The 19,458-nt window shown below is 59.4% G+C and carries 24 protein-coding genes and 1 pseudogene; 13 read left to right on the forward strand and 12 right to left on the reverse strand.

What is annotated here, in order from left to right; translation table 11 throughout:
* The first annotated feature begins 161 nt into the window (after nucleotides 1-161).
* The 3 genes from IVB48_RS06625 (at nucleotide 162) to IVB48_RS41125 (ending at nucleotide 739) form a co-directional block, all read left to right on the forward strand.
* A complete protein-coding gene (locus tag IVB48_RS06625; protein WP_247398694.1) occupies nucleotides 162-389 on the forward strand; it encodes a hypothetical protein in 228 nt (75 codons plus the stop codon).
* 88 nt (nucleotides 390-477) lie between these two features.
* Entirely contained in the window at nucleotides 478-606 is a 129-nt protein-coding gene (locus tag IVB48_RS41120; protein ID WP_007600646.1) for a hypothetical protein, read from the forward strand.
* A 10-nt stretch (nucleotides 607-616) separates the two neighbouring features.
* Nucleotides 617-739: a hypothetical protein gene (locus tag IVB48_RS41125; RefSeq protein ID WP_256468872.1), complete on the forward strand. Its 123-nt coding sequence runs from the start codon at nucleotides 617-619 to the stop codon at nucleotides 737-739.
* A gap of 289 nt (nucleotides 740-1,028) precedes the next feature.
* Here the strand turns inward: IVB48_RS41125 and IVB48_RS06635 are convergent, their stop codons facing one another.
* From IVB48_RS06635 to IVB48_RS06650, 4 genes are all read right to left on the reverse strand, one after another.
* Nucleotides 1,029-1,373 carry a hypothetical protein gene (locus IVB48_RS06635; RefSeq protein WP_247398696.1) on the reverse strand — a complete coding sequence of 115 codons (345 nt, stop codon included), beginning with the start codon at nucleotides 1,371-1,373 and terminating at the stop codon, nucleotides 1,029-1,031.
* A 609-nt stretch (nucleotides 1,374-1,982) separates the two neighbouring features.
* The gene (locus IVB48_RS06640) at nucleotides 1,983-2,324 is read right to left on the reverse strand and encodes a PilZ domain-containing protein (protein WP_247398699.1); all 342 of its coding nucleotides are present in this window, start codon (nucleotides 2,322-2,324) and stop codon (nucleotides 1,983-1,985) included.
* Between the two features lie 22 nt (nucleotides 2,325-2,346).
* Nucleotides 2,347-3,081, reverse strand: coding sequence for a GGDEF domain-containing protein (locus IVB48_RS06645; protein ID WP_247398702.1), 735 nt, complete (start codon nucleotides 3,079-3,081; stop codon nucleotides 2,347-2,349).
* A 142-nt stretch (nucleotides 3,082-3,223) separates the two neighbouring features.
* Entirely contained in the window at nucleotides 3,224-3,478 is a 255-nt protein-coding gene (locus IVB48_RS06650) for a hypothetical protein (RefSeq protein ID WP_247398703.1), read from the reverse strand.
* A gap of 849 nt (nucleotides 3,479-4,327) precedes the next feature.
* Here IVB48_RS06650 and IVB48_RS06655 point away from each other — a divergent pair.
* On the forward strand, nucleotides 4,328-4,693 hold the full coding sequence (locus tag IVB48_RS06655) for a hypothetical protein (RefSeq protein ID WP_247398705.1): 366 nt from the start codon (nucleotides 4,328-4,330) through the stop codon (nucleotides 4,691-4,693).
* A 47-nt stretch (nucleotides 4,694-4,740) separates the two neighbouring features.
* Here IVB48_RS06655 and IVB48_RS06660 read toward each other — a convergent pair whose 3' ends face one another.
* Nucleotides 4,741-4,941, reverse strand: coding sequence for a hypothetical protein (locus IVB48_RS06660; RefSeq protein WP_247398707.1), 201 nt, complete (start codon nucleotides 4,939-4,941; stop codon nucleotides 4,741-4,743).
* A 582-nt stretch (nucleotides 4,942-5,523) separates the two neighbouring features.
* On the opposite strand from IVB48_RS06660, the gene IVB48_RS06665 reads away from it, so the two are divergent.
* On the forward strand, nucleotides 5,524-5,733 hold the full coding sequence (locus IVB48_RS06665; protein ID WP_247398709.1) for a hypothetical protein: 210 nt from the start codon (nucleotides 5,524-5,526) through the stop codon (nucleotides 5,731-5,733).
* A gap of 628 nt (nucleotides 5,734-6,361) precedes the next feature.
* Here the strand turns inward: IVB48_RS06665 and IVB48_RS06670 are convergent.
* The 3 genes from IVB48_RS06670 to IVB48_RS06680 form a co-directional block, all read right to left on the reverse strand.
* Entirely contained in the window at nucleotides 6,362-6,904 is a 543-nt protein-coding gene (locus IVB48_RS06670) for a hypothetical protein (protein ID WP_247398711.1), read from the reverse strand.
* Nucleotides 6,905-7,349: 445 nt separating this feature from the next.
* Nucleotides 7,350-8,213 carry a L,D-transpeptidase family protein gene (locus IVB48_RS06675; protein ID WP_247398714.1) on the reverse strand — a complete coding sequence of 288 codons (864 nt, stop codon included), beginning with the start codon at nucleotides 8,211-8,213 and terminating at the stop codon, nucleotides 7,350-7,352.
* A 204-nt stretch (nucleotides 8,214-8,417) separates the two neighbouring features.
* Nucleotides 8,418-8,645: a hypothetical protein gene (locus IVB48_RS06680; protein ID WP_247398716.1), complete on the reverse strand. Its 228-nt coding sequence runs from the start codon at nucleotides 8,643-8,645 to the stop codon at nucleotides 8,418-8,420.
* Between the two features lie 352 nt (nucleotides 8,646-8,997).
* Here IVB48_RS06680 and IVB48_RS06685 point away from each other — a divergent pair, with 352 nt between their 5' ends.
* On the forward strand, nucleotides 8,998-9,153 hold the full coding sequence (locus IVB48_RS06685) for a hypothetical protein (RefSeq protein ID WP_247398719.1): 156 nt from the start codon (nucleotides 8,998-9,000) through the stop codon (nucleotides 9,151-9,153).
* Between the two features lie 106 nt (nucleotides 9,154-9,259).
* Nucleotides 9,260-9,529, forward strand: a complete 270-nt coding sequence (locus IVB48_RS06690) for a hypothetical protein (protein WP_346658969.1) — start codon at nucleotides 9,260-9,262, stop codon at nucleotides 9,527-9,529.
* 911 nt (nucleotides 9,530-10,440) lie between these two features.
* Here the strand turns inward: IVB48_RS06690 and IVB48_RS06695 are convergent.
* From IVB48_RS06695 to IVB48_RS06705, 3 genes are all read right to left on the reverse strand, one after another.
* A complete protein-coding gene (locus IVB48_RS06695; RefSeq protein WP_247398723.1) occupies nucleotides 10,441-10,617 on the reverse strand; it encodes a hypothetical protein in 177 nt (58 codons plus the stop codon).
* A 464-nt stretch (nucleotides 10,618-11,081) separates the two neighbouring features.
* Nucleotides 11,082-11,411, reverse strand: coding sequence for a hypothetical protein (locus IVB48_RS06700; RefSeq protein WP_247398725.1), 330 nt, complete (start codon nucleotides 11,409-11,411; stop codon nucleotides 11,082-11,084).
* Nucleotides 11,412-11,540: 129 nt separating this feature from the next.
* Nucleotides 11,541-12,770: an ABC transporter substrate-binding protein gene (locus tag IVB48_RS06705; RefSeq protein WP_247398729.1), complete on the reverse strand. Its 1,230-nt coding sequence runs from the start codon at nucleotides 12,768-12,770 to the stop codon at nucleotides 11,541-11,543.
* Nucleotides 12,771-13,688: 918 nt separating this feature from the next.
* Between IVB48_RS06705 and IVB48_RS06710 the strand changes: the two are divergent.
* Nucleotides 13,689-13,891 (forward strand): annotated as a pseudogene (locus IVB48_RS06710) (DNA ligase); the annotation flags it as partial.
* Between the two features lie 49 nt (nucleotides 13,892-13,940).
* Nucleotides 13,941-15,968 (forward strand): Hint domain-containing protein, encoded by a 2,028-nt coding sequence (locus IVB48_RS06715; protein ID WP_247398732.1) that lies wholly within the window; start codon nucleotides 13,941-13,943, stop codon nucleotides 15,966-15,968.
* Between the two features lie 362 nt (nucleotides 15,969-16,330).
* On the opposite strand, the gene IVB48_RS06720 is transcribed toward IVB48_RS06715, so the two are convergent.
* A complete protein-coding gene (locus IVB48_RS06720) occupies nucleotides 16,331-17,485 on the reverse strand; it encodes a LuxR C-terminal-related transcriptional regulator (RefSeq protein WP_247398735.1) in 1,155 nt (384 codons plus the stop codon).
* A gap of 589 nt (nucleotides 17,486-18,074) precedes the next feature.
* Between IVB48_RS06720 and IVB48_RS41130 the strand changes: the two genes are divergently transcribed.
* The 4 genes from IVB48_RS41130 to IVB48_RS06735 all read left to right on the forward strand — a co-directional run bounded on the left by IVB48_RS41130 (nucleotide 18,075) and on the right by IVB48_RS06735 (nucleotide 19,384).
* Complete coding sequence (locus IVB48_RS41130; protein ID WP_007600646.1) at nucleotides 18,075-18,203, forward strand: hypothetical protein; 129 nt, start codon at nucleotides 18,075-18,077, stop codon at nucleotides 18,201-18,203.
* 247 nt (nucleotides 18,204-18,450) lie between these two features.
* Nucleotides 18,451-18,669, forward strand: a complete 219-nt coding sequence (locus tag IVB48_RS06725; protein ID WP_247398869.1) for a hypothetical protein — start codon at nucleotides 18,451-18,453, stop codon at nucleotides 18,667-18,669.
* Nucleotides 18,670-18,809: 140 nt separating this feature from the next.
* Complete coding sequence (locus IVB48_RS06730) at nucleotides 18,810-18,989, forward strand: hypothetical protein (RefSeq protein WP_247398738.1); 180 nt, start codon at nucleotides 18,810-18,812, stop codon at nucleotides 18,987-18,989.
* Between the two features lie 182 nt (nucleotides 18,990-19,171).
* Complete coding sequence (locus IVB48_RS06735; RefSeq protein WP_247398741.1) at nucleotides 19,172-19,384, forward strand: hypothetical protein; 213 nt, start codon at nucleotides 19,172-19,174, stop codon at nucleotides 19,382-19,384.
* Nucleotides 19,385-19,458: the final 74 nt, after the last annotated feature.

Here is a 19,458-nt window from a genome sequence, read left to right on the forward strand (position 1 = left end):
CCGAAGGCGAGCATCTGCCCTGCGGGCTACGCGTGGCGCAGCCGCGCGGAGAACGAGGGGTGAGGCGTGGTGTCCGGCGCAGCCTGAACCAGGTGAGAGCAACTAAACCGCAGATCCGGCATTATCCCCGCGCTACGGAGCCGTTTCGCGGAGGTCTGACGATGGAAGACCAGAATCGGATGACCCTGGTTTTGAGTGCTGTCGCCCTCGCCGTTGCCATCGTGGCCACGATCACGATGGAGCGCGTCAACATGCCTGCGGTCAGCAACGACGCAGCTCCCGGAACAGTTGGACTCGCCAGGCCGCACCCACCGCTGGACCGCGCGGCCGGTGAACCGATCCAGACGGTCGGCGGCCCGTCCAGCGCGAGTATTCGCGGACGTCCCTGATCGAACGCCGGGATTACGGCACAGCACTTTCGCGGGTTCAATATCCTATACAAGGCGCCCGTCCCCCCTCCCGCGGCAGGAGCCATCCATGACCAGTGAAAAAGGCCCGAACATCAAGAAGAAGCAGAAATGCAAGAACTGCGAAGGCAAAGGCCTGCTCAAGAAGGGCGACAAGGTGGTGAAGTGCCAGCGCTGCAAGGGCACGGGCGTGCGGTGATGATGGGTTGATGACTGCCCCGCCCCGCTACGACGGGCGCTGGACCCCGCCGGCGAAGTGCTTCTCGACGATGTATTTCGAATGGGCGACGATTGGCTCGACCAGCTCGAAGTCGGTGGCGCCGCCGACGTAGAACGTGCGGTCCTTGCAAGCCGATAAAAAATGGCGCGTTCGATATCGACGAAGACCTGCCCTCCTCGTGAAAAGGCGACGCACTGGCGATGGCACCGGCCCGAGTCCCGGTGTAAAGGCGGATCAGAATGAAACGGGCTACGTGACGCGAAGGCCGCTAATCAGTTTCGGTCTTCTGCCCCTTTAGTGGTCCGGCATGAATAGTCTGCGTTTCCCGGCACCCCCAGCACGCCCACAGCAATCGCGCAGCTTCCGAGCGATCTAGCCACCGCTCGCGGGGCAAAGCGCATCTACAATTCGGCAGGAATGGGCATCCAAGAAAGTTCTAGAAGCTTCTTTATTTCCCTCGCCCGTTCATCTGATTCCGCGGCCATCTTGATTGCTGTCTCGCGGTCTATCAGGCCACTTTCTTCGAGCTGGCGGCAAAGTTCAGCTCGCTCCTTCATAACCACCATCACCGCTGAAAGCGAGACCTCCAGCCGCTTCAACTGAGAATCCATCATAGTCTCGGGTGAGAGCCTGTGGCCGATGTGGCACTCGAAGTGCGGCGCCGGTTCTGCGATCATGGGAAACAACGCAACCCCGCACTCGGGGCACGTGATAGTGTATGGCCTTTGCATGTTGTAGCCGGTCATCGCCTGTCCTCAAGACAGGACTCTATCGCTCCCGGAATTTCTCTTATTGAAGCGACATGAGTCGGTGTCATCCGTTTCAGAGCTGCTTCCGGCATGTCAGGCACAAGCGCATCTGTAGGGCTCTGGACAATGGTCTGTCCACCTTCAGTCTGTATATCGATGAGCCCGCTCACGCCGTCATCGAGCCTGCCACTAAGAGGAATACCGGTGACGCCTCGACCATGACTGCCCGCAACGGACCTGAACATCGGGTCTATCGCGGGACGGGACCAATCTCGGTTGGGCCGTGGCTCAGCTTGAGCCGGTCCCCCAGCGTGCAGCGATGAAAATCCGGCGGGGCTATGTAGATGTGGTTGGGCAGCATCAGGCAGTCATTGTGCGAGTGCGAAACCGCGAACTCGGAATGCGGCTGTAGCACTGCCGGTAAAGACGAGGGCTGGCGCCAAATATGACTCGCGATGAGGATGCTCGCACGCCACATAAGATCGAACTTCTGAACCAGCCTGATCAGCGCCTCAACGCCACCCTGAGAACAGCCAATCGCGATTGTGATATTTTGTTCAGGCACCCAGGAGAAGTTTAGGAACAAGCAAAGGTTCCCGCGGCGGCTTAATTACGGCTGCCGACGGACCCTTGCTTCACCAAAGTCTCGCCGCGCCGCGCTCGCTTCGCTCTTCCACGGTTCAAGAACTGCACACCCACGAACTCGCCGTTCACCCACGCGAGTTCGCAATGGCGATAGGCGAGACCAGTCGCAGACAAGACGAGAAAAAATTCTCGTTGACCGATATCGGTGAGCACGCCATCGATCACCAATTTGGCGCTCATTTCTGACACGTCGTATATCTTGCACACTCGCTGCCATGTGCCATCAATCGCCATCAAGCGGGCCTCGATAGGCAGCTCGAACACGACACGCTTACCGTCCTGTGTGTTTGCTTCCCGCTCCATGAAGTCGGACCCGTTAGCCGCGTCAACTAGCCATGACACGATTGCGGCCCGCATCCTTCGCCTTGTACAGTGCAGCGTCGGCGCGCGACAAGATGTCCTCTGCCGCATCATTAGAGCCAACTTGCGCTAAGCCCGCCGAGAACGTCACCTGCAAGTCATCCGAAATTGAATCCCAACCTAGATTACAAATCATTTGACGCAGCCGGTCGATTGCCAAGGCGGCTTGATCCTTCGAGCTATCCGGCATGACTACGAGAAACTCTTCGCCGCCGTATCTTCCGAGCTTATCGATTGAGCGCATATGGACGGCAAGCGCGGCTGCAAAGCTCCGTAGCACCTCGTCACCGGTCGGATGACCATACCCGTCATTGATGCGCTTGAAGAAATCGATGTCCAGAATGGCTACCGAGCATGGCAAGCCTGAACGTTGAGCGCGGGCCATTTCATCGTTCAGGCTTCTCATGATGTAACGTCGGTTCAATACACCGGTGAGTTCATCGATCTGAGCAAGCTCTTCGATCTTTGCGTGCGCGATTTTCAACTCGTTTCCGCGCTTGTAAAGAGCTTCGCGGAGGGACGCACCGTAAAGACCAGTGAACGCGCAACGGCCGAGCGCAGTCACGAAGCAGAGCAAAGCCAGTTCGCGCTCAATCAGACCGTTCATCGGCATTGCAATTGGCTTGTCGGTCCACGCGAACATGATGGTCAGGCCGAAGGCGGCATATGCCCAAACGATTCCCGTCTGTCGCGCTGACATGCGGAGTGCGCCGAAACTTAGCACGATGAAAATGATGCAAGCGAAGTAGAAGCCGATTTGGGGCGCAAGATAAATCGCGCCTAACTGTATGCTGATGCTACCGAGGCTTTGCGGGACCGTTAAATAGTGATCCTTGTAACGATCATTGAAAATGAATCTCGGACAGGAAGAGTGTCGTGGCCGTCCAGCCGCCCGTCGCCGCCAGATACAACAGCGCGCTGTCAGCGCTCGTTACTCCGTTCAGCGAATAGAAGTAGATGATCGCAACGTCTACTAGGTAGCTTATGAACTGCGCAAAATATGTCTGTCGGCGCAACCGAGAGCGCTTGGACCATGCGGACTGATCCACAACGCCAACACCAGTGCTTACAGAGTTCTTGAGCGTCGGTCGCACCATTGCCGCCTTTTCCCGATCCGATCAGGAAAGCGCAAACCCGTTAAAATCCTTGTTGGAAGTTTAGTTAGCAGGAGGTTGCGATCTGCTCAGGACGGCATCATTGTGCCGCTTCTGCCCAAAAACGCGCGGCGGTTTAGCCGATAGTTAACCCAGCCAGGGGGGGCGGTGAATCTTCAGCGGAAAAGGTGCTTCGACCGGTCCATAGGAAAATTCACACGTCCGCAAAATGAGAATCGCCGCTCATGCGACACGTTGTGATCAGGTCGCTCCCGATAAAACGCCTACAGCCCCACTAGCTGAAAATCTGGTCTGAAACTGAACTTTGGCGCCCACTGATGCTTTATCAAACAGCCCTACTTGTGAAGAACTCCGATGCAAGAATACGTCTGGACTGCCGTTGTCGGGTTGGACAAAAGCGTAGTCAGCGGACTTATTCGATATCCTGCTAGAAAACATTGTGGCATCTCCATCGTCCGAAATGATCAGCATAGGTCCATTACGGAGATGACGAGGACGGTCATTGCCCGGAGTGAAGCCTGTAAAGTGCGGTACTTCTCGGCACTTCTGTCTCGCCAATACTCTCGCAGAAGATACAATCTCGGCATCCGGCGGTCATCTTCGGCGTCGAAAGAAGATTCAAAAAGGGAAACTCTGTCCATGCCCGACTTCAGGTGCCGATGCTCGGATAGCAGCTTTCCAAGCTCGTATCGCAACTCTTTGGATGGTGAACGGGACAGCGTTTCACTCAACGTGTCCACAGCATCTTGATGTTTTCCTCGATCGCTTGGGATTCTCGCCAAACGTAGCGCTATCGGTACAATTGTTTTGTTCAATTCGTACGCGCGCTTGATGGCTGCAAACGCGCCTATCCTTAACGAAGGCCACAGCGAAGCCTTCATGATCCTCAGACAAGCGCTGCTTGAACGCCGGCCCGTCCAGGTCAGCCGTAACGGCAAGTACCAGACGGTCTGCCCCTACATCCTGGGACACGCCGCCGGCGAGGAGCGCGCATTCGTCCTCCTTGTGGACGCGAGTTCGCGCGCGAAGCCTCCGGTCCAGGCCAAGTGGATCTGCCTTCGGCTGCCGAAAATCGACGATGTGCGCTTTGCCGATGAGCCCTGGATAGAGCAGGACTACCCGGGTCCGGTGCAGCGATGCGTCGATCAGGTGCACTTGGACGCGAGCCTGTTAGCTCGAGCGATAAGCCTCGGCTAGTTCGAGGCCAAGCGGCGCTGGGCGCGCGCTGCTCCGCTTTAGAGCAGTCAATTCCACACGATCGGCGCCCCGCGAAGTGCACTCCTGCCGATCTGCTTAAGCCCGTCGACCGAGGTCTCGCCCTTGCGCGCGGCTTCGAGGATCATGGAGGCCACGTGGGTGCGGGCAGCGGTCTCGTAGCAAGACACGCTCTCGCAGACATCTTCGAGGACCGCGCGCATAAGCGCGGTCGTTTCAGCATCGAACATTGGAGGTCTCTCCCAGCGAAGCCAGCATCCTGCCTGAACCTGCCCAGCCTGGGATTCACGCAAGTTAGGGATGAGGAAAAATTCTGCGGAAGGACGGAGAGGATTGAGCGTGGCCCCGCCTTTTGGGGGCTGGGGGCTTGAGGGCGGAGCCACGCAGGCCTTGCATTCGCGCGGGCCCACCGCACCAACGGCATCCGGCCAAGCCAGTTCCAGGCTCACGACAAGTCCGCTCTCCCAACGCGAAGAACTATGGCTCCGGAGGCCGCAGCGGGCCGTGCGCCCATTTGAGGACGTTGGGATCGCGCAGAGGGTCGTCGTTGCAATTGGTGCAAACGTACCGCGGCCGGCCTTCCGAAGCTTCGTCAGGCACAGCTTTCATCGGCTTGCCGCACGCCGGGCACGCCTTCCGGACCGGATGGAGCATGGCCATCTGTTTCCCCCTGCGATGGCACTCTAATTCAGCCGACATCGGGAGCTCAAGCTGGCCGATGAAATCCTGGCCGCGTTCACGCGCTATTGCGGGCCTTCTTGACTCCGCGGCCGCAGAGCACTCAACTCGGGCAGTGATGTTGAGGGCGTGTCATGGAGCAGGAGTTCTACCGAGGTCTGGCCCAGCGGGTCCGCGGGATGGCCGAAAAGGCTGATCCGTTCACCCGGCGTCGTCTGCTGGATCTCGCCAAGCGGTACGACTCCAGAGGCGGCACCGCGCGATCCGGAACGACCGAGCGGCCGCTGCCAAGGCCGCCCACTACGCCGCCTGCATCGAGCTTCTCCGGACCCGGCGAGGCCTGACGCGAACCCGTCGTTCCTGGTGGTGCCGCAGCGCGCCCCGGCCAGAGCGCGGCCGCCCTCCTGCCGCGCGCGAAGAGAGCCGCCGACGACGCCTCCCGGGGACCAAGCTCGCGTGCCCAGCCGGTGGTTCTGGCCTTACAGCCAGGATTTGAGGCCGTAAGCGGGTGTGGGATCGCATTCCGCCCTGAACGCGATCCTAGCGGCTTGAAAGGGGGTTGGAGGAGGCGCTGCGCCTTGCACCGGTAACGAGCCGCCGTGTAGGCCAGCCTTCCGGCACGTTGTGGTCGGCAGCCCCGCGTAGACGAGTGAGTTCCGACCATGCCAACGCGGCGGAGATCCATCTCTGCCGCTCCGGCCCACCGGCTTCGGCGGCCAGCTTCATCGCCGCGACGGCCTCGCGCTCGGGGTCGTACTGGAGATCCATGGATGCAATATAGTTGCAGATCGTAAACGATCACGCACCAGCGCGACCGTAGCAATCCGGGGTCGGCACCATACGCGGCTGGTGTCTAGCCGTCCGGACATGCCCCGCCCCGATCCGCCCCACTCGTTCGGCGCGCAGCTGGCTAACGAGAGCGAGCCGCTTCCCGCTTTTCAGTCGTCGATGTGAGGTGACTGCGGGGACCGGCTAAAGCGTAGATGCGGATTGCGCAGGATACTTCGTTTTCCATTCGAAATGTCGGATGACGGTCTCGCGGTTGAACGATCCGGCCATGCTGATCAGTTGAAGGGAGCCAACCAATTGCTCGACACGGCCCTCGCATCCCAAAGGCAGGAGCAAGCGCTCACAGTTGATCGTATGGCCGCCGCAGTTGTAGGTCGAAAACACGCTGTAAATGGCGCAGCCGCTGGTCACGCTCTGCTCGGCGGCGGCTAGACCGAACTCCTTCAGGGCTGGTGGAAGAACCTCTTCCATCGATTTCCCGGCCCAGCTCGAATTGAAGACCTCTCCAACGCTCGCATCTTGGTAAAGCGCGCGAAATATGGGCCCGTCTCCCCGATACTCAACGCTCCAGATGATGAGTTGTTTTGGGTCATGCAGCCGCGCTTCCGGCCTGAACTGATCGAGCGAAGGAAAGGGCAGATCGCCAGCCGTGCGGGCCCAGTACCGGCACATGGCCTGCTGACTGATGGACTTCACATCGGCGAATGAACCGTCCGTGTATTGCATGGCCCAAAACCTACACGCCACAGCGTTAACGAGCCGTAGTTCGGCTTGCCTTCAGCGCGGGACGATATGCCCCTGTAGCTCGGCGAGCCGCTTGGCAGGAGGCCGGCGGAACAGCGGGGCCCGCTTCAGGTCGCTCGCGCTCAGCGGCCGCTGCACGAGCGACCTTGCAACAGGATGGAATTGCACAGGCACCTTCCGAAAAGCCGGTGAATTGCTCGATTTTCAGATACCTCGTGGCCTGCGCTCCGGTATTCTGCGACCTCACCCAGCAATCGGGTGGGGTTCACCTTGAGAAGCGATGTTTCAAAACGCATCGGACCTGGCCGCGATGGTCGAAGCTTTGAGCCGGTCGACGGACTACCGGGTGCTGCGCCGCCTGGTGCCACGGCCAGGACGAATGGCCTCTGGAGCTGTAAGCGCCGACGTGAGCAGAGTCGTCGGGGAGTCACTTCACCCGGTCGACGAATTCCACCGGCGGGCCCTTGGAGAGGCGTTCTGCGACTCGCTCGGCATCCCAATTCGTGAGCCGGACGCAGCCGTGCGATTCCGACTTGGAACCTCTTCCCGGGAACGGTGTGCCGTGGATCCCGTAACCGTCGCCGGAGAGATTGATCCACGTCGAGCCGACAGGATTGTTCGGGCCCGGGCTGATGGTGAACGGCTTGCGGGAGTGAACGCCCTTAAAATGGTAAGCCGGATTGTAGCGGTAGGTCGGATTGCGATCGATCTTCGTCACCTTCAAGGTGCCGGAAGGGAATGGTTTCTCCTCACTGCCGATCGTCGCGGGGTAGAATCCTATCAGCGCGTTCGACTTGTCGAACAGCTTGACCGTCTGCCGGCTGCTCTTATTAACTTCGACCTTGGCCGCTTCGCTGAAGTCTGCTCTGCTCCGGAGTCGATCACGACGATGGTCTCGCCGGCGCGGTCGAAGTGCCTTCTCGGATTCAGAGCGGACAGGAGATTCTCGCTCATGTGAAACTTCTCGGCCAAGCCTTCGCGCGGGCTGCCGTAGGACAGCTTCGGAATGTCCTTCATGTCCTTCATGTCCTTCATGTCCTTCATGTCCTCCATCTTCGCAGGCAGCTTCTTGAGGAACGGCCCTGCCGACGTCCTCCTCCGCTATGGTGTAGTTCATCGTCACCGGGCGGTCGTCCGCAGCAAGCTTTCCCCAAACATCGGCGTTGAGGTCGTCGGAGACGGGCAATTGCTGCGCCTCTTCGAAGGCCCTCAATGCCTTCTTCGCGTTCTCCCCGAACCTTCCGTCGATCTCGCCTGGCGAGAAGTGCGCCCGCTCGAGCAGGACCTGCAACCGGACCCCCGCCGGGGTCGGCTTCTCGTTGGACAGGGTCTTCTTCGAGCGCTCGGCCGCTCGATCGCGGCAGGCTTCATTTCAGTGGCACGCGCGGAGCTGGTGACGCCCGACGCGCGGAGCTGGTGACGCCCGCCAGCACAATGCCGATCACAATGCATCCCGACGATACATGCCAGCTTGGCTTGCGGTGGCGCTGGTGGATCACTTCCGGTCCGCAGGCGGCTGTGCGTTAGCCTTGTTGGCGTCGGCCTTGTTTGCTTCGTGATGACCGACGGCGCAGCCGGCCGCAGCGCCGAGCTTGCCATGTCCCGCCATGTGCCCGGCAACGCCGCCGACGAGGGCCCCCTTGATGCAGCCCTTGGCGTCCGCGCCGGGTGCGAAAGCCAGCGAAATGGCCGCCGCGCAAGCCGCTGCCAAAATCAATCTCATGAGCGTTCTCCATTTTGAAGGTTACGAGTGCAACGGACTCGAACACGCTCAGTTCCGTGCGCAGCGCAAGGCGATCCACAGCGGACCCAGCCGCTTTCGGCCTGGGGGGCGATGCTCTGCTATGCCGATTGAACTGTCCGCATGACTGCGTGTTTCACGCCGCAGGCGCGACACCGAGAAGCGGCGCTTGGCAGGAGGCGACGGCCGAAGCGTCCGAGGTCCAGGACGCGAGGATGGCCCGCTTTTCTGCCAGCATCAGGGCGAGGTGGTGCTGGCGCGTGAGAGCCAGTTCACACAAGTTAGTGGGAAGAGCTGCTACGGCTGGTTGGTGGTTTTCAGAGGAGGCCGAACCATGGATTGGACGGCCAAGCTGCTGGCACGCGCGACCGGCACGGATGCGGACCTCGAAGAATTCAAGGCGCTCGCGATCTTCTGCGGAGCCGGGCTGCTGCTATCTCTCGCAGCAGCCACGGTGTTTGGTCCGGACTTCTGGTCCGCCCTCTTCTGAGCGATTGCCACCAAGCACGCCGAACCACGCACGGTCCTGCCGGTGTTGGCTCCGGGAGCATTGGCATACTCCTCAACTCCACCTATCCACGTCGTCGGGTTGCGTCATGGCGCAGGAATTCTACCGGGGCATCGCCCAGCGGGTCCGGAACCTCGCCGAGAAGGCCGATCCGTTCACCAGGCGAGGACTGCTGGACCCTGCCAACCGGTACAAAGCCAAGGGCATGGCTCCTCGCGCTCCAGTCCGACTGCGCCGTCCGCTGCCGGCGCCGCGCACGACGGCGCAATCATCGACCTTCTGGACCAGGCGAGGCCTGAAGTTGCGGCAAACCCGGCCGGAAGAGCTTGTCGTCGCGCGAACCGCCGACCCTCTCTGAGGATGCTCATCCCGCGCGTGTAAAATCTCGCGGATCTCGGTCGGTTCATCGATGGCCGCGCCTACCTTCATGCACCACTCTGCTCAGCGCGATGGGCGACGATCTGCGCTGCTTCGTGAGGACCGACGCGCACACGCGGATGCGAGCTTTTGTGGGCGAACGGCGAGTTCGTCTGGGTGCATTTCATCAACCGGCGGGCGAGCCTCGAAATAGACTCGACGCGGCGAAACACTGGTAAAGCAAGCGTGCACGACCTTGGACGGATCCAGATGTCGCAAGCAATTGAACCGATCGTTTCGGGCTACGTAGTGAGAGACAGCCGCTTTTGCGAACAGCTGACGCACCGGCGCAGAATCCTGAGCCAGCTGCAAGCAAGTCTCGACGATCAATGCTGCTAGTCCGATAGACTTGGTTTAGAGTGACGTCGAAATCATCGAAGCAGCTCTTGAAGGGTTGAAGCCATCTCCGCGCTCGCTAGGACTGCAGAGTGCCGAAGGTGCATCTTTGCAGATGATCAACCAACAACGCACTCAAGTTGGACATCGACGCAATCATGATAGAAGGTCACTCCACTTAGCGGAGTAGACATGGCCAAAAAATCGAAGACGACAGGCAGACGGGAATACACCAAGGAGACGTGAAGGAGTTGCGTGCCCACTCCAAGGCACGAACGCCTGTAACCAAGATGGCCAAGCTCAAGAAGGGGGCCGTGGGTTTTCCTTGCGTCAGAAGGCGTTGAAGATCGGGATCGTATTAGGCCATCAACGATAGACGAGCCGATTTCGCTGTACTGGTGGGTTTGAGTTGCGACTTGCTGGACGTGAACGATTTTGGGTCCTTCTCTAATTGCAATGAGCGGTCACCGGCACGTATCGCCACTGCCCTGGAGCTCCGTAATAATAAGTCCAGACTCACTTAATCCGCGTCATCACGGTGAAACCGGTGACTAGGATCGAGAACAAGGTGAGAAGCGTCAGCATAACCCACCAAAACACGCTGTAACCCCTCAACAAGTTATCCAGCAATGTGATGAGCAGCGTTCCTAGCCCAACCGACATGCCGACAACACTGACAAACAACCAACGCATCTGAGATATCCCTCTGCTGGGCAACTAGAAGTGTTCATGTCAGGGCACGTTCGTAAATCATGGTGAGCCGAGTGGGATTCATTGGCTCACCGCATGAACAAATCAGGCATCCGGGTAGCCCTGCTGTCTGTTGCAAGCGCGACGATCGCCGTTGCATGCGATTACACCTGCCGTATGACCGTAGAGCTGCGTTATTACCTGGCTGTTGCTGTAAGCGCGTTGCACGCAAGCGACATAGGGTTTGTTGCTCATCCAATCATACGCTCCAGCTGCTGCCGTGGAGACGGAGCCGCCGGTAAAACGATCACCGCTGCAGTTGCGATGGCGAATAATCCTGTACGAAAGCTGGTCATGTTCGTGGTCCCAAATCAGGCGCCGCACTATTGCGCGCCCGTGCCCGTGAGAATGGGGGGGCTCACCGAAGTCTTGTATGTGCGGTGCGTCACGTCGAACCAAGTCAGCGGTTACGATGGCGGCGTTCGGGAACGTCCGATACTCAGTTGCGGCGACCCGTGCAGCGCCTGGCCCATGATCATTAGGGGAATGGTCAAAAAAACAAAAAAGATGGACATCATCACGAGCTGGTCGTGAAAAATAGAATTTGCTGATGCTTTTGAGACCACAAGGTTGGTGATGATGAAGCCTAGCCCAGCAAAAGAGGATAGTATGCCGCTGAGTTTAGCAATCAATCCGAGCCGACGCCATTCGATGTCACGAGCCATGGCCCCAGCAACCTGAGCGTCCAGCTCCGAACGCACTGCGCGCAGCTCGGTTTCCATTTCAGCCTGCGTCATTTTTGGCTCGCGCATTTGGGGGTTTGAACGTTTCTCAAATCGTTCTTGAACAATGACGCTGGGCCGCTCTGGCCCGCACGTGCTCAATCGGAAAGCTGTGCGGGCCCAGCGACGACCGTTAATGGTCGATCAGGATCCTTTGGCACCACTCATGATCGGACCGAACCTCTCCCAGCTTTCTCCTTTAAATCGCATCATCTGGAGCTGCTCGATCGGGGCGAAATCGTCAGGGCCTGTTTTGATGCGCGTGCCTGTAATGTAGATTCCAATCTCAAAATCAAGGTTGGCTGCCTGCTTCATCACATTCTCACGGGTCAGAGTGTCACCGCACTGACGCAGGACTTGCTCCAGGCCCTTAGCTACACCGTAGCCAAAGACAGTCGCGGAGTCGTCGAGATCACCTTCAGGATACCATTTTGTCATGAAGGCACGCCACTCGTTCATTGAAGCATCATTCTTCCACTCTGAATCCTTGGGGTCCTTGAGGTATGCAGTAGACAGGATGCCCTGGCTGGCCTCGAAGCCTGCAGGTTTGATGACCCCGCCTATAGACCCTGAGACGTTGGTCAGGAACTGCACGGGATGCCAGCCCAGTTCAGCAACTTTCTTGATGGCCTGAGCGGCAAACTTTGGTGTTGCGATGTTGACGAAGATGTCCGGGTTTGCGCCCTTGATCTGCACTACCTGGGAATCGACGGTAGGCGAACTCGTCTCATAAGCTGCCTCAGCAACGATAAGCTTCGTGGCTTGATCGCCGAGGCCGTCCTTTAAGCCGGTAACGTAGTCCTTTCCGAAGTCATCGTTTTGGTAGAGCACGCCGACCGTCTTACCAGGGTAATTTTGCAGGATGTACTTGCCGTAGATACGAGCCTCCACCTGGTAGCTCGGCTGCCATCCCATAGTCCAAGGGAAGTTCTTCGGGTCATTCCATTTGGCTGCTCCGGTTGAGACAAATAGTTGCGGCACCTTTTTGGAGTTCATGTACTTCTGGATTGCGGTGTTACCGGGCGTGCCCAACGGGTTGAAGATGAGCAGCACTTCGTCGCTCTCAACCAGCTTGCGGGCCTGCTCGACCGTCTTGGGCGGGCTGTACGTATCGTCATAAGAGACGAAATTGATCTTGCGGCCGTTGATGCCACCTTCAGAGTTAATCTTGTTGAAGTAGGCAGCTTCCGTCTTCCCGATCGTCGCATAGGCGGACGCCGGACCAGAGTACGGCATGATGTTGCCTATCTTGACCTCTGTGTCCGTTACACCGGGATCGTATTTCTTTTGGGCATTCGCATTTGATGAGATCGCTGCAAGAAGTGCCGCGGTGATTGCGGTCGAATAGACGAAGTTGACGTACGAACCACGCATCGTTGTCCTCCCTTAAATCCCAAGCTGTTTCAGCCATTCTGGTGAGCTGTTCAGCGCGCGGTAGAGAGTATGCATGGGAAACGTCCGCGGCAGCAACGAAACGTGCGCGCCGATTGATGTCACGAGGGAAAAGGCCTGGGTTAGACGCATCGCACAAATTCCTTCAGCAGGAATTAGCGGGAGCAGGCCGGCTGCAAGCTGAGCTTGCGGAACATTGAGCTTACGCCATCAGCTCGACGGTGTTGCGCATCAGCCGGCTCGCTGACGGAGCCGTTCCGCGATGCAGTTCTACGAGGCTCCGCCTTTGGCTTCCTCGCACTGATTCGGACGGGTCGTGCCAGTCGCGAGGAACGCGTTCTGGAGCTTTAGCCTTCGCTACTTCCTCTGGCTCAGTCGCTCCTGGAGGCTCGGAAGGCGGTGTGCCAGTAAGCGCGACCTACTCACCCTCGGCTGGATGTCGTGCATCCTGACTAGCGATAAGCGATCGGCCTTATTGCACGCTGCAGTCGGATAAGCGACTGACGCCGCCGATACCGGAGTAGGCTTCGAAGCAGCGGCAGCAATAGCAACGCCGCAAGCAACGCAAAGCAAACCAGTACGGCGAGCTTCGATCACAACGATGCCCCACACAGAAGCGTGATTGGCCCGGGTTAAGGAGACCTGACTGTTTGGTTACCCTCGGAGACAGGAGCGGTGCTGTTGGAAGGCCATCGCGTCGGAGGCGACGCCCACGCCGGCCCGTTCGTCCGGCACCGTTATCTCGCCCGGTGCGATCCCCGGTTACCCAATCTCAGGCAAGTCCACCTAATCCCGGCCGAGCTCTTTGCATCCCTTGTTGAAGCTGGCTTCGAAATTGCAGCGGGTGACCTGGGCGAGAACATCACACCCCGTCCTGCACGTGGAGCGGATGTCGCTCGGGACCCTGAGCAGAGACATCTCGAGGGCATCATGGCCAAGCGCGCCGACGGCCCGTACCCGTCCGGACGCCGGACCGCAGACTGGATGAAGGTGAAGACCGCGCAGCGGCAGGAGGTCGTGATCGCTTCACGGCTCCGAGGCGAACCCGGTCCTTCTTCGGCGCCCTCGTGCTGGCGGTACGCGACGACGCTGCGTGGCGGTACAAAAAGAACTGCAGCGCGTCGGCTGCTACGACGGGTCTATGGATGGGGAATGGGCGGCAGCAAAAGGGTCAGTCGAAAAGCCTCCTTCACGGCGAACGTCAGCCTGTCAAGTCTCGACGGCACCACGGGCTTTAAATTGAGTGGCGTCGCGGCGGGCGACCAGAGCGGCACATCCGTGGCATCCGCAGGCGATATCAACAACGACGGTTTCGACGACATCATCATCGGCGCGCCCTTGTCCGATCCTAACGGCCAAATCAGTAGCGGTGCGAGCTATGTGGTGTTTGGCAAAATCTCCTTTGCATCGACACCTAACATCAATCTGTCCAGTCTCGACGGGACCGCGGGCTTCACCTTGAACGGCACGGGCGTGAGCGGTCAGAGCGGCTTCTCCGTCGCGTCAGCGGGTGATGTCAACAACGACGGCTTTGACGACATTATCGTCGGCGCTCCCAGATATAACGGGAGTCAGGGCATGAGCTACCTAATTTACGGCCATGCATCGTTCGCCGCCGCCATCAACCTGACGAGCATCAGCGGCACTGCTGCCGGCTACCAGTTCACCTCAGCGATCACTGGCAGCAGAAGTGGCTACTCCGTCGCCGCCGCAGGCGATGTCAATGGCGATGGATACGGTGATTTCATTGTTGGCGGCCCCTTCAACGATGCATCTGGCCTCCAAGTGGGCGCGAGCTATGTGGTGTTTGGCCAGGCCGGAGCTTTGTCGTCTTCACTCAACGGGACCAACGGCTTCATTTTCGGTGTTGGTGGCGCCTCGAACGATAACAGTGGCTATTCTGTCGCCTCGGCGGGTGACGTCAACGGCGATGGCTTCGACGACCTCATCATCGGCGCCCGGAACAGGGACAGCACCGCGACCGATTCCGGCACGAGTTACGTGTTGTTCGGCCATGCCGGAGCCTTCACGGCGAAGCTCGGCCCCTCCTCCATCGACGGCACCAACGGATTTTCGCTCACTGGAGCCGCGGCCGGCGACCAAGTCGGCTCATCGGTCGCCTCGGCAGGAGACCTCAACGGCGACGGTTTCGACGACCTGATCGTGGGCGCGCCTGGGACAGACTTCAACGGCAGCGCATCTGGCTCGAGCTACGTGCTGTATGGACGGGCGCCGGACGCCGCCGTCACCCGTATCGGCAGCGCCGCCGATCAAACTATCCGCGGCGGTGCCTTCGACGACACGCTTTATGGCTTGGGCGGCGACGATCAACTGTTCGGCCAAGATGGATACGACAATCTCTACGGTGGCAGCGGCAACGACAAATTGAACGGCGGCAACGGTGACGATACCGCTCATTTCACCGGTGCCCGCTCCGACTACATTGTCACTCAGCTGGCCGACGGCTCGCTCACGATCGCCGATCAGCGCGCCGGCGCCCCAGACGGCACCGATACCGTAGTGAACGTCGAGTTCTTCAAGTTTTCAGACGCAGCGTACACGGCTGAGCAGGTCGTCGCATGTTACTGCACTGGGACGCTCATCCTTACCGACGGCGGCGAAGTCAGGGTAGAGGACCTCGCCGTCGGCGACCAGGTCATAACGATGTCAGGAAACGCGCGTGCTATCAAATGGATCGGGCGGCGTTCATATGCTGGACGGTTCCTGATCGGTCAGAAGCATATTCTGCCTATCCGCATCAATGCCGGAGCGATCGACGAGAACGTACCAAAACGCGACCTTTGGATCTCGCCGCATCATGCCATGTATCTGCAATGCGCACTGATCGAGGCCCGCGATCTAGTCAACGGCGTCAGCATCGTTCAACCGGTTGATACCGATAAGGTTGAGTATTTCCACATCGAATTGGATACTCATGACGTCATCATAGCGGAAGGTTCGTTGTCCGAGACATTTATTGACGATGACAGTCGCGGTATTTTCGACAATGCCCATGAGTACTCCCTGCTTTATACGGAAGAACATCGAGACGAAGTGCGCTACTGCGCGCCGCGGCGCGATTGCGGTAATGAGGTTGAGGCTGCCCGAGAGCGGATCGAATCGAGAGCTGGACTCCGGACTCATCGAAACACTTGCCACTTCTCTGCGAGGCAATGTTGATCGGGTTACATGCGATCGTATCGAGGGATGGGCGTAAAATCCTGACTATCCCGAAACTCCGATTTGCCTGGACATTTGCCTCGGCGACAGGGTGATTGGCTAATCGTTATCGGGGAGATTTGGCGCAAGCGGGGATTGGAAGCGGCAATCACGTCTTCACTACGTGCCTGCCGCAGGCACCGATCTCTTCGGCAGGTTCGTCGCTCTCTGGCCAGAGAAAACATCGCTGCCAGACCAACTGTAAAGGGCGCGCAACAACGCCGGGTCCTTGGCTGAAACAACCTCTTCCGCAAGCGAACTTGCCAACATAGTTTCCGTTCATCCAAGAACTACGGCTTGTGCCAGATGATCTTCGGACGCCTCTACACCGGCGGCCGCGGGTCGCGAACTGCTGGCGTGGAGGTGTGCAACAGGCGCAGCAGGTCGGCCTGCCGCAGCGTCTGAGTCTTCGCGAACATGTGCTGCAAATGGGTCCGCACGGTTGGCTCGCCGATACCTAGCATATCGCCCGCCTCCCTGGCGCCTAGCCCTTGCGCCAGCGCCAGCAGGACGCGCAATTCTCCTCCGGTCAGTTTGTGTAGCCGCGCAAAGGCTTCACCCGGCATCAGAGGGGCGTCTATAGGATCCTGCACGAAAACCGCAACCGAAGCTGCAAACGGCGCCACAATATCGCGGCGGTGACCGCGCTGTACCGGAAGCAAGGTTGCGACATATCCAGCGCCATTTCCATTGGGAATGGCGAGCGAATGCTGGCCGGAACCTCCGTCATCATCGTCAGCCGCAGCCCGCTCAATCGCTATCGACAGAGCGGCGCTGGCCGCAGGGTCGACCGGATCTAGGCGGCTGTTCAGGATTCGAAGGGAAGCGCCGGCTTTAACCTGGCGCTCGGCGGTGAGGTTCATGTACACGATCCGGCCAACGCGGTCTGTGAGGAAAACGCCCGCGGTGAGGGCATCGACCGTTTTTTCCAGCATCTCCGACCGGAGCGTTCGGATGTCGAGCGCGTCCGAAATCGTCAAGGCACGACAGACGTGCGGCGAAAGCAGCTTGAACAGGCCGATCTCCAGCTGCTGGTAACGCGGCGCCTTGTCTTTCCGTGATGCGTGCATCGAGGCCATGCGCGCCCCGGTCCGCAACGCCGGAAACCACATCATGTCCATCAGGCCGAACGGCTCCAACACTTCCCTGTAGAATCGGCTTTCGACCAGCTCGTTGTGATTCGTGGAGAGGACGTTCACGTCGCCGAGATTGGCGACAATGTCCGCCGCAGCCATCGGGCTCTTCGCATACTGGCTTCCCAGCTTTTCCAAGAATTCCGATTGATATCCGAATACGAACAGCTGGTCATTTTGCACGTGCCGTACGTCATGCACACATATACCGCCGCCGGTACTTTCACAGAGATCAGCGACCTTACGGCAGGTGTCGGGCCAACGCTGCGGATCGAGCGCGCAGTCATAGATCGCGCCGATGGTGTCGGACAATGCCTGGGCGGAAACCCCATCCAGATCCATCATGTTGAGCTATACTGGGCATCCGCGGCACGCCCGCCAGGCAATGCACGAAGTGCATGCAGAAATTCACGATAGGTCATGAGGTTCCTAGCTCTTCACCAACATTTCAGACCGCGGATGGCACGTCAACTGATATAACTTGGGATGCAACCGCCCTGCCGCAAAGCCACATCTTGCCCGGAGGTTCCGAGATTCAATTGCATGTTCGACAACGGCAGTATTGATCGCCTTCGTCGTATCCGATGCAGACTTACTTTAACGCACTGCCGAGGCATATCTTCATCGTGGTCCCGATAGGGGCGGCTCGGTCCGTGACCGCAGCTTTCGATCCTGCCCACTTTCCCGGCACTGTATCCACCGCGATCCTTAGCGGTCGCGATATTCAATACGAGCGCCCCGGCGGGCGTCTTGACCGACTTGCCTCCGTGCTCATGCGTCTCAATGGTTTTCGGCGCATCTTCCACTCGGGATCGCTTTCCCCCGTTATACCCCGTCGGTTGATCGCCGATCGTTGACGGGGCGCGGCTGGGCGCTCACCGAGCCAACCCGTACAATGCAACAGTCAACCGCTCTCTCGCGGCAGGAGAACCTCATGACGAGTGAAAAAGGCCCGAACATCAAGAAGAAGCAGAAGTGCAAAAATTGCGAAGGCAAAGGCTTGCTCAAGAAGGGCGACAAGGTCGTGAAGTGCCAGCGCTGCAAGGGCACGGGGGTGCGGTGATGTTGAGGTGGTGGCCTCTCTCTAGCCAGGTAAGGCATGCCGCTGCCATGCAAGACCTGGGGACGACCAGCATCCCCGTCTCGCCGGGCCCGCAATTCTCCGCGGGTACACCGCCATCGCTCCGGCGCACCATGGGTGTGCATTGAACTGCGTCGATGGGTGAAACGAAGCAACCGGTCGTGGGTGCGAATCCGCCATTGGCACTTCCTGCGCCATTGCGCGTTGCGGTCCTTTCGAGGAGGTGCAGATGACCCGGACCAAAGCTTCCGACGCGCAAAGCGCACAGACCGGAGCGCAGCCAGCCAGCCAGGCGACGCTCAATCCCGGCGATGAAGCCGCTCCGGGAACACCCGGCACCGGCGAGGATGTCTGTCCTGACTGTCACGGCACGGGGAAAATCGACGGCGAGAGCTGCGCAACTTGCGGCGGGAGCGGGACCGTCATTCGGGCGGTCGGCGGCGCCTGACGCAAAAGCTCGCGTTGAACCGCCGGCGATACGGGCCGCCTTTCTTGCAGGCATGGATCCGTCACTCTGCGGATGAGGCTCCTCTAGCAACAATCAGCCTCCGGCCGTGTTTTCCGAAAAAGGAAACATGGAGGCGCGCCATGACCAAGGATGCCGGACTGAAGCCTGACGACTTCCCACTCGAAGCCGACAAAAACGAACTGAAAACCCACAAGAGCAAGCCGGTGGCCTCGGCCGAGTCGGAGAAGATCGCGGATCGGATCGCCGAACGGCTAAACGAGCATGCTCACCAGGAAGAGCAGGATCGTTGGTCGGCCTAGGCACCTCGCCGCGTAGGAACGACCTTGGGCCGTTGCGTATTGGGCCACGCCGGCTCCTTACCATTCCGGCAATGGCGGCCTCGGCTCGAAGCCCCGCCACCGGTCACAAGCCGGGGCCGCCTGACGAGGGTCGGCCATCATAAAGGACTACGCTAGAGACCATGGAGGCGCCCACACCAGGGATGCAAAACCCGCTTCGACAGGCGCGGCTCTACGGCTACCTGATCGAACGCGAGGGCGCGCTGTTTCATCCCGGCGGCGGCCACCCGCTGTGCAGCGCAGGCATGACGCGACGGATGATCGAGGCGGGCTGGCTCGTGAAAGCCGGCGACTACTATGAGCTGACGCCGCAAGCGCAGGAAATGATCGCCTCGCGCGCGATGAGTCCGGGATGACTTAATCATCGCTGGTGCGGCATTTCCGCGCCCGCGCAGGAACAGGTGCGTGCCGAGATCTTTGCCTCGGCACG

Source organism: Bradyrhizobium sp. 76 (assembly GCF_023073025.1).
Classification (GTDB): Bacteria; Pseudomonadota; Alphaproteobacteria; order Rhizobiales; family Xanthobacteraceae; genus Bradyrhizobium.

What these genes read in the sequence shown, in the direction of transcription:
- IVB48_RS06690 (WP_346658969.1), top strand. Translation starts at nt 9,260, where the DNA reads ATGGCGCAGGAATTCTACCGGGGCATCGCCCAGCGGGTCCGGAACCTC.
- IVB48_RS06665 (WP_247398709.1), top strand. Translation starts at nt 5,524, where the DNA reads ATGGAGCAGGAGTTCTACCGAGGTCTGGCCCAGCGGGTCCGCGGGATG.
- IVB48_RS06635 (WP_247398696.1), bottom strand. Translation starts at nt 1,373, where the DNA reads ATGACCGGCTACAACATGCAAAGGCCATACACTATCACGTGCCCCGAG.
- IVB48_RS06730 (WP_247398738.1), top strand. Translation starts at nt 18,810, where the DNA reads ATGACCAAGGATGCCGGACTGAAGCCTGACGACTTCCCACTCGAAGCC.
- IVB48_RS06650 (WP_247398703.1), bottom strand. Translation starts at nt 3,478, where the DNA reads ATGGTGCGACCGACGCTCAAGAACTCTGTAAGCACTGGTGTTGGCGTT.
- IVB48_RS06720 (WP_247398735.1), bottom strand. Translation starts at nt 17,485, where the DNA reads ATGATGGATCTGGATGGGGTTTCCGCCCAGGCATTGTCCGACACCATC.
- IVB48_RS06700 (WP_247398725.1), bottom strand. Translation starts at nt 11,411, where the DNA reads ATGACGCAGGCTGAAATGGAAACCGAGCTGCGCGCAGTGCGTTCGGAG.
- IVB48_RS06660 (WP_247398707.1), bottom strand. Translation starts at nt 4,941, where the DNA reads ATGTTCGATGCTGAAACGACCGCGCTTATGCGCGCGGTCCTCGAAGAT.
- IVB48_RS06695 (WP_247398723.1), bottom strand. Translation starts at nt 10,617, where the DNA reads ATGCGTTGGTTGTTTGTCAGTGTTGTCGGCATGTCGGTTGGGCTAGGA.
- IVB48_RS06625 (WP_247398694.1), top strand. Translation starts at nt 162, where the DNA reads ATGGAAGACCAGAATCGGATGACCCTGGTTTTGAGTGCTGTCGCCCTC.
- IVB48_RS41120 (WP_007600646.1), top strand. Translation starts at nt 478, where the DNA reads ATGACCAGTGAAAAAGGCCCGAACATCAAGAAGAAGCAGAAATGCAAG.
- IVB48_RS06705 (WP_247398729.1), bottom strand. Translation starts at nt 12,770, where the DNA reads ATGCGTGGTTCGTACGTCAACTTCGTCTATTCGACCGCAATCACCGCG.
- IVB48_RS06645 (WP_247398702.1), bottom strand. Translation starts at nt 3,081, where the DNA reads ATGTCAGCGCGACAGACGGGAATCGTTTGGGCATATGCCGCCTTCGGC.
- IVB48_RS06715 (WP_247398732.1), top strand. Translation starts at nt 13,941, where the DNA reads ATGGGCGGCAGCAAAAGGGTCAGTCGAAAAGCCTCCTTCACGGCGAAC.
- IVB48_RS06670 (WP_247398711.1), bottom strand. Translation starts at nt 6,904, where the DNA reads ATGCAATACACGGACGGTTCATTCGCCGATGTGAAGTCCATCAGTCAG.
- IVB48_RS41130 (WP_007600646.1), top strand. Translation starts at nt 18,075, where the DNA reads ATGACGAGTGAAAAAGGCCCGAACATCAAGAAGAAGCAGAAGTGCAAA.
- IVB48_RS06685 (WP_247398719.1), top strand. Translation starts at nt 8,998, where the DNA reads ATGGATTGGACGGCCAAGCTGCTGGCACGCGCGACCGGCACGGATGCG.
- IVB48_RS06640 (WP_247398699.1), bottom strand. Translation starts at nt 2,324, where the DNA reads ATGGAGCGGGAAGCAAACACACAGGACGGTAAGCGTGTCGTGTTCGAG.
- IVB48_RS06735 (WP_247398741.1), top strand. Translation starts at nt 19,172, where the DNA reads ATGCAAAACCCGCTTCGACAGGCGCGGCTCTACGGCTACCTGATCGAA.
- IVB48_RS41125 (WP_256468872.1), top strand. Translation starts at nt 617, where the DNA reads ATGACTGCCCCGCCCCGCTACGACGGGCGCTGGACCCCGCCGGCGAAG.
- IVB48_RS06725 (WP_247398869.1), top strand. Translation starts at nt 18,451, where the DNA reads ATGACCCGGACCAAAGCTTCCGACGCGCAAAGCGCACAGACCGGAGCG.
- IVB48_RS06680 (WP_247398716.1), bottom strand. Translation starts at nt 8,645, where the DNA reads ATGAGATTGATTTTGGCAGCGGCTTGCGCGGCGGCCATTTCGCTGGCT.
- IVB48_RS06655 (WP_247398705.1), top strand. Translation starts at nt 4,328, where the DNA reads ATGGCTGCAAACGCGCCTATCCTTAACGAAGGCCACAGCGAAGCCTTC.